The sequence below is a fragment of the Nostoc sp. genome, from assembly GCF_036917415.1.
GTDB lineage: Bacteria > Cyanobacteriota > Cyanobacteriia > Cyanobacteriales > Nostocaceae > Nostoc.
Genome location: NZ_JBALDJ010000057.1, coordinates 25,217 through 31,911, shown reverse-complemented (window position 1 = coordinate 31,911; position 6,695 = coordinate 25,217). Strand labels below are relative to the sequence as shown.

The 6,695-nt window shown below is 42.9% G+C and carries 8 protein-coding genes; 4 read left to right on the top strand and 4 right to left on the bottom strand.

Features of this window, described 5'->3' with window-relative positions; genetic code table 11:
- Nucleotides 1-101 precede the first annotated feature (101 nt).
- Nucleotides 102-983: a shikimate dehydrogenase gene (locus tag V7K41_RS11220; RefSeq protein WP_334848070.1), complete on the top strand. Its 882-nt coding sequence runs from the start codon at nucleotides 102-104 to the stop codon at nucleotides 981-983.
- 166 nt (nucleotides 984-1,149) lie between these two features.
- On the opposite strand, the gene V7K41_RS11215 is transcribed toward V7K41_RS11220, so the two are convergent.
- Together V7K41_RS11215 and V7K41_RS11210 are read right to left on the bottom strand one after the other, a co-directional pair.
- Complete coding sequence (locus V7K41_RS11215; RefSeq protein ID WP_334848068.1) at nucleotides 1,150-2,532, bottom strand: aminopeptidase P family protein; 1,383 nt, start codon at nucleotides 2,530-2,532, stop codon at nucleotides 1,150-1,152.
- Nucleotides 2,533-2,579: 47 nt separating this feature from the next.
- A complete protein-coding gene (locus V7K41_RS11210) occupies nucleotides 2,580-2,831 on the bottom strand; it encodes a hypothetical protein (protein ID WP_334848066.1) in 252 nt (83 codons plus the stop codon).
- A gap of 150 nt (nucleotides 2,832-2,981) precedes the next feature.
- On the opposite strand from V7K41_RS11210, the gene V7K41_RS11205 reads away from it, so the two are divergent.
- Nucleotides 2,982-3,788, top strand: a complete 807-nt coding sequence (locus V7K41_RS11205) for a PhzF family phenazine biosynthesis protein (RefSeq protein ID WP_334848065.1) — start codon at nucleotides 2,982-2,984, stop codon at nucleotides 3,786-3,788.
- Between the two features lie 44 nt (nucleotides 3,789-3,832).
- Here the strand turns inward: V7K41_RS11205 and V7K41_RS11200 are convergent, their stop codons facing one another.
- Nucleotides 3,833-4,255 (bottom strand): DUF29 domain-containing protein, encoded by a 423-nt coding sequence (locus V7K41_RS11200; RefSeq protein WP_334848063.1) that lies wholly within the window; start codon nucleotides 4,253-4,255, stop codon nucleotides 3,833-3,835.
- 198 nt (nucleotides 4,256-4,453) lie between these two features.
- Here V7K41_RS11200 and V7K41_RS11195 point away from each other — a divergent pair, with 198 nt between their 5' ends.
- Nucleotides 4,454-5,197, top strand: coding sequence for a class I SAM-dependent methyltransferase (locus V7K41_RS11195; protein ID WP_334848062.1), 744 nt, complete (start codon nucleotides 4,454-4,456; stop codon nucleotides 5,195-5,197).
- A gap of 236 nt (nucleotides 5,198-5,433) precedes the next feature.
- Nucleotides 5,434-5,919, top strand: a complete 486-nt coding sequence (locus V7K41_RS11190) for a DUF4332 domain-containing protein (protein ID WP_334848060.1) — start codon at nucleotides 5,434-5,436, stop codon at nucleotides 5,917-5,919.
- A gap of 35 nt (nucleotides 5,920-5,954) precedes the next feature.
- Here the strand turns inward: V7K41_RS11190 and V7K41_RS11185 are convergent, their stop codons facing one another.
- Nucleotides 5,955-6,569 (bottom strand): TetR/AcrR family transcriptional regulator, encoded by a 615-nt coding sequence (locus V7K41_RS11185; RefSeq protein ID WP_334848058.1) that lies wholly within the window; start codon nucleotides 6,567-6,569, stop codon nucleotides 5,955-5,957.
- Nucleotides 6,570-6,695: the final 126 nt, after the last annotated feature.

Genomic DNA, 6,695 nt, shown 5'->3' with positions numbered 1-6,695 from the left:
CAAATGACAAATGACAAATGACAAATGACAAATGACAAATGACAAATGACAAATGACAAATGACAAATGACAAATGACAAATGACAAATGACAAATGACAAATGACAAAAGAAATTACAGGTAAAACTAAACTACTAGGAGTCATTGGACATCCGGTGGAGCATTCGCTGTCGCCAGTGATGCATAATGCAGCGATCGCACAATTAGGATTAGATTACATTTATCTGCCTTTTCCGATCGAACCACAAAATTTAGAAGTAGCGATCGCAGGTTTAGCTGCTGTTGGGGTTGTCGGCTTTAATGTGACAATACCTCATAAACAGGCAATCATCCCCCTACTCTCAGAAATTACGCCCCTGGCTCAAACTATCAAAGCCGTGAATACTGTTAGCCGCCAAAATCACCAATGGGTAGGCACAAATACAGATATAGAAGGATTTATTGCCCCTTTACAGACAACATATAAACAAGATTGGAGTCAGAAAGTAGCGGTAATTTTAGGCAATGGTGGTGCAGCCAGAGCAGTTGTAGCAGGTTGTACTCAGCTAGGTTTTGCCCAAATTCATGTTGTTGGGCGCAATATGCAAAGATTAGAAGAATTCCGCAATAGTTGGAGCAATTCACCCCTTGCTGAGAAATTCCAGGTTCATCAATGGGAAGAATTACCAAAGCTCATTCCCCAAGCAAATCTGCTGGTAAATACAACTCCGATTGGGATGTATCCCAAAGTCGATGAATCGCCTTTGAGTGTAGAAGAAATCGCGAATTTACCAACAGGTGCGATCGCTTACGATTTAATATATATTCCTAAACCAACGCAATTTCTAGAGCAGGCACAAAAACAAGGCGCAATTGCGATCGATGGATTAGAAATGCTAGTTCAACAAGGGGTAGCAGCATTAAAAATCTGGTTACAGCAGGAAACTTTGCCTGTAGAAGTGATGCGCCAAGCGTTACAAAATCACCTGGGTTTAGAGGAATGATAAAACTACCAGATTTCATATCTCGTTATTACTCACCTTGCAAAGAGGGGAAACAAGATAATCTAGTTCCCTCACGCCACTTGCTTCAAGTCGGCAAAGCCGCCCAACGCAGTGGCTCCCCAATACATACGGGGAGGGTTAGGGTGGGGTAAAATTTAGCGTAAACTCAGCCATTGACTAAATTTTCTACAGTATCGGCATCGTTTGGCAATGCGGCTGTTAAAACTTCGCTGCCTTCTGTAGTAACTAAAACATCATCTTCAATGCGAATTCCCCGCACATCGGCAAATTCAGATAAACGCTGCCAATTCACCACATTCTGATATTTTGAACGGACATTAGCATCATTTAAAATTGCTGGTACTTGATAAAAACCAGGCTCAATTGTGACTAACATTCCAGGACGCAGGGGACGATTTAAACGGAGGTAGCTCAAGCCAAAGCGATCGCTCCTTTCACGTCCTTCTTCATACCCTGCTAAATCGCCCAAATCTTCCATATCATGCACATCTAAACCCAGTAGATGACCGATGCCATGAGGAAAAAACAGCGCGTGGGCATCCATTTCTACTAAATCTTGGGGATTTCCTTGTAAAATGCCCAACTCTACTAAACCTTCAGCGATCGCTGTAGCCGCTAGCAGATGAATATCCCCGTACTCTACAGCAGGCTGGATTTTGGCAATACAAGCATCATGGGCTGCCAACACCACATTATAAATATCTCTTTGGGTAGATGAAAACTTACCGGAAACTGGCCATGTGCGAGTCACATCACCTGCCCAACCCGTCTGGGTTTCAGCGCCAACATCAGCAAGCAGTAAGTCACCTGGTTGCAAACTATGGTGATACTGCTCGTTATGCAAAACTTCACCGTGAACGGTAACAATACTGTTGTAAGAGGTAGTCATATTGTGGGCAATAATTACCCCTTCCATCGCTGCCCGAACTTCAGCTTCTAGTTTGGCTTGGGGTGTTGCTGCCATTCCAGCTTTGTGAGCTTTTACAGTGACAGCCCCAGCTTTTCGCAACTCGGTTAATGCAGCATTATCGTGGGTAAGGCGGAGAGAAACGATCGCCTTAGCTAACTCTAAGTCAATTCCTTGGGGAGGACTTTGTGGTAAAACCCATCTATTTAATAGCTGCGATTGCTGCGTCCAAGTAGCTGCATCTTGGACAGCAAGTGTAGCGGCATCTTCTAGCCAAGACTCTAATTCTGCCATTGGTCGAGCCACATCCGCCCCAATCTTCTCGGCTATTTCTTCGCGCGTTGGTGTTTCTCCATGCCAAAGGGCGCTGCTGGGTGACGGATCGTCGATGAATAGTTCTAGCTTGCCTGCTTCTAGACGAATTGCCGCCTTTGGTAATGGCAGTCCGGCGAAATACAGGAAATGACTGTTAGCACGAAACGGAAAGGTATTGGCGGGAAAGTTGCGCGAATTGTTGCTACCCGACCACAGAATTGCTGGAAAATCAATCAGGTTGGCTAGTTGTTGTCGTCGGTGGCGTAAAGTATCGCCAAGGGAAGTAGAAGTTTGTTGGATAAGCATAAATGTAAACTCAAAGAAAAAGATAAAGGTGATAGTTTTGCCTGTATTTAGTCGTTATCGTCATCGTTTTTATTATTTTTGCGATCGCCATTTTTGTCGTCGCCATCTTTGTCCTTTTGCTTTGTCTGCTGAGGCTGTTGGTTAGGTTGTACGACTGGTTTTTCTTGCTCAGTTGGTGCAGGTGGCTGCGGTGCTTCAACAACACAACTAACTAATCCTCCAGAAATTAGCGCTAAGTTGACAGCAGCAAAGATGCTTTTGAAGATTTTTATCCTCACGTTTTCGGTTTGCTTTAACATTGACCCTAGTTTTTGGAGATTGTATTCCTAATTTCTAAGGTACTGTATATAGTGGTTCTCATTAAACAAGTAGGGGCACGGCACGCCATGCCTCTACACCTTGCTCTTGATAAATATATTGCTGTCTAACTTTCAAGGTGACTTTATCTAATGGGACAAATCATTACTCAAGTTGATGCTTTTACCAATACACCTTTCACAGGTAATCCTGCTGCTGTCTGTGTTTTGCTTACTCCTCAAGATGAGCGCTGGATGCAGAACATAGCGCAGGAGATGAATTTATCTGAAACAGCTTTTCTAGTCAGACAGGATGATGGCTTTAATCTGCGTTGGTTTACGCCTACGGTGGAAGTGCCGCTTTGTGGTCATGCAACTTTAGCTAGTGCCCATGTACTTTGGTCAGAAGGACATTTGTCACCTGATGAAGTTGCACGTTTTTATACCAAAAGTGGAGTGCTGATTGCTAAGTTGCAAGATGAGTGGATTGAGTTAGATTTTCCTGTGAATCACTCACAAGTAACAGTCGCCCCTCCAGAACTCAAGCAAGCTTTGGGTGTACCCTACAAATCTGTCTTGCAGAATTCACTAGGTTATCTAGTGCAATTGGAATCTGAAGAATTAGTACGGCAAATACAGCCCAATTTTCAACTACTTAAAACGTTACCGATTTCTGATGTCATTGTCACCAGCCTCACTGACTCTGATTCTCAATATGATTTCGTCTCTCGCTTCTTTGCACCGGGATTAGGTATTAATGAAGACCCAGTTACAGGAGCGGCTCATTGCTGTCTTGCTTGGTTCTGGCGCGATCGCTTGCACAAAGATCGGTTCTTAGCTTATCAAGCATCTAGTCGCGGTGGGGTGGTGAAGGTATATTATGACGGGGGCGATCGCGCCTTTCTCGCCGGACAAGCGGTAACTGTGCTAGGAGGGGAGTTATTTACCACATCAACCTAATATTACAAATCAATAATATCCGGCAAAAACTCACCATCAAGAACTTAGGCAATGGAATAAGGACATTCTACAGGAAACGTATTTATTGGTAGTTCAGTTTCATTACTAGCAGCTTTCAATCCCCGATGATAGCACTGGGCTAAAACTTCTTCTAGATAAGACTTGAGGCTGGGACTATCTTGCAGTAAATCTGCAATTTTGTGGCGCTGCTCATCAATAATATTTAGCCAAGAGCCACTCCGCAAACTAGACTGATGTTGCCACTTGAGCAAATGCTGTAATAATACTTCCAAGCGGCTTTTCAACTCTCGTCGTTCTGACCGTTCCAAGCTTTCAATCTCCTCAATCACAGCATCCCAGTCTACTTGTCCAAATTGTCCAGCACGAATGAGTTGTACAGTTTTTTCTGTCCATGCTGCAAAGTCTGTTTCATACAACTGGGCTGCGCTTTTCGGAATCTGGATCATGAGCTTCCTGCAATCTACCGTATACTACCTAAATTGGAGATACTTTACGCCCATTTTAACTTCAAGAAAGCGATCGCATCTTTTTAGCCATACAAGCCGTAACGCGCTTATTTTGAACTGTTAATGCTGAGGTGACAGGCGTAGAATTTAACTTTTCAGACATCCTTATAATAAAAAACTTGCAAGTAAGGTGAAAAAATGGCAGCCGAGTATGATAGCATAGCTCTCCAGTTTCAAAAACTTAACAAATTGCCTTATCGCTTGTATGGTGAGGCATATACATACTTAAATTTAATCGGAGATGTTGTCGGGAAATCAATCCTCGATCTAGCTTGTGGAGAAGGATTTTTCACACGATTGCTCAAACAGAATGGCGCTGCACGTTTGGTTGGTGTAGATATTTCCTCAGAAATGATCAAATTGGCAAGACTTGAAGAAGCCTCTGTTCCACTTGAAATTGAATATATTATCGGTGATGTCATGGAAATTGGTTCTATTGGCAGCTTCGATCTTGTGGTAGCTTCCTACTTGCTGAATTACGCTTCAACTAAAGAGCAATTACTCAAAATGTGTCAGGCCATAGCAATTCATCTGAAACCTGGTGGTCGATTCGTCAGTTTGAACAATAATTTAGAACTGCTTCCAGAGTTTTATCATAAACATGAGAAATATGGCATTGCTAGGAGATGTACTGAGTCACTCCAAGAAGGTACTCCCATAACCTTAACATTGAGCATTCCTGATGACGGTGAGTCTATCAGTATTGATAACTACTACCTTAGCCAAGCGACTTATGAATGGGCCTTGATGAGTGCTGGTTTTAAAGAGATCCGCTGGCATCATCCAATAGTCTGTCCCAAAGGCATACAGAAATTTGGCTCCGAGTTCTGGCAGGATTACATTGACTATCCCGATATGATAGGCATTACCTGCCTAAAATAGCGCGGCACAATTGCATTGTCAGGCGAAACAATCGTATTGTCAGACGAAACAATCATATTGTCAGGCGAAACAATCGTATTGTCAGGCGAAACAATCGCATTGTCAGGCGACACAATCGTATTGCAGAAGATTGAGTTAAAATTGCACGTCAATACAAACACTAAACCGCAAGAGCATACTTTTGCGAAGAAACAACTGTCACAATATTTAAACAAGCCTATATTTTTATTTCAAAAATGTCTGCTAAACACAAAGATAGTAGAACTACTATCCAATCTCGTGATTGGCCAATTGAGCAATTACCTGGACTGAGCCATGAGGAACAATCTCAACTTCAAAATTGTGGAATTACTAGCACAGTAACCTTAGTCAAACAAGGGAAAACTCTAGAGTCAAGACTAGCGTTAGCAAATAAACTACAGATTCATCTTCAGTATGTAAATAAATGGATGGCTTTAGCTGACTTGGCACGTATTCCCAGCGTGGGGACACAATATTGTGGTTTATTGCTTCATGCAGGTATTGGTTCTGTAGTGCAGTTAGCTCAAACTCCCACTCACAGATTGCACCAACAAATTATGCGCCTGCAAGTAGCAACAATGCAGCGCCGAGATTTGTGTCCAGCAATTGAGCTAGTACAACAGTGGAGTCAGCAAGCGAAAATAGTGCTGAGTGCTGAGTGGGGGAGCAGGGGGGCAGGGGAGCAGGGGAAGAAAGAATGACAAATGACAAATGACTAATGACTAATGACAAATGACTAATCTTTAGCTAAAACACCATTAAGAAAGATATCAGCGAGTCCTTCGGCCATTTCCTGCATTTGTTGGGGAGAGGCGTCAGGTTCGATGAGGGTGTTGTTAGAAAAACCTGCGATCGCAAACATTCCTAAGAAAACTTTCGCAACTAGCTTCGCGTCCCCTTGACGATAAATACCTTTATCCATTGCTGTTTGAAAGAATGCTTCACCCACATCAGTCATTTTAGTAATCACTTCTAATTGAATGCGATCGCGCAAATCGGGGTGAAACTGCACCTCCATAAAACAAACACGCATCAAATCGGCATTTTTTTGGAAATTCCACATCCGACGGCGCATCACCTGAGCGACGGCTTTATAGCTACCCATTTCACTTAATTCTGTGAGCAAATCTGTAAGAATCTCTACCCAGCCACTCGTAGCTACTTCCACCAAAATTGCTTTTTTATTCGGAAAATGACGAAATAGAGTACCTTCAGCTATACCTGCCGCTTGTGCTAAGTCGCGGGTGGTAGTACCGTCAAATCCCTGAGAGGCAAACAACCGTTGCGCTGCTTGTAAAATCCGGGTGCGCGTCTGAGCCTCTGAGGGCGGGGAAGAATTAAAAACTCGCATAAAAGTTATGGTTAGATATCCGTAACAAGACTTGTAGCATTATTGTCTAATGTCAAGTGCAAAGAGCCACTGAAAGCTTAATACAAGATTAACGTTCTTTTGCTGAGTATCCTGTTATTTAGGTAA

Coding starts and splice junctions, on each gene's coding strand:
- V7K41_RS11220 (WP_334848070.1), top strand. CDS start 102: ATGACAAAAGAAATTACAGGTAAAACTAAACTACTAGGAGTCATTGGA.
- V7K41_RS11215 (WP_334848068.1), bottom strand. CDS start 2,532: ATGCTTATCCAACAAACTTCTACTTCCCTTGGCGATACTTTACGCCAC.
- V7K41_RS11210 (WP_334848066.1), bottom strand. CDS start 2,831: ATGTTAAAGCAAACCGAAAACGTGAGGATAAAAATCTTCAAAAGCATC.
- V7K41_RS11205 (WP_334848065.1), top strand. CDS start 2,982: ATGGGACAAATCATTACTCAAGTTGATGCTTTTACCAATACACCTTTC.
- V7K41_RS11200 (WP_334848063.1), bottom strand. CDS start 4,255: ATGATCCAGATTCCGAAAAGCGCAGCCCAGTTGTATGAAACAGACTTT.
- V7K41_RS11195 (WP_334848062.1), top strand. CDS start 4,454: ATGGCAGCCGAGTATGATAGCATAGCTCTCCAGTTTCAAAAACTTAAC.
- V7K41_RS11190 (WP_334848060.1), top strand. CDS start 5,434: ATGTCTGCTAAACACAAAGATAGTAGAACTACTATCCAATCTCGTGAT.
- V7K41_RS11185 (WP_334848058.1), bottom strand. CDS start 6,569: ATGCGAGTTTTTAATTCTTCCCCGCCCTCAGAGGCTCAGACGCGCACC.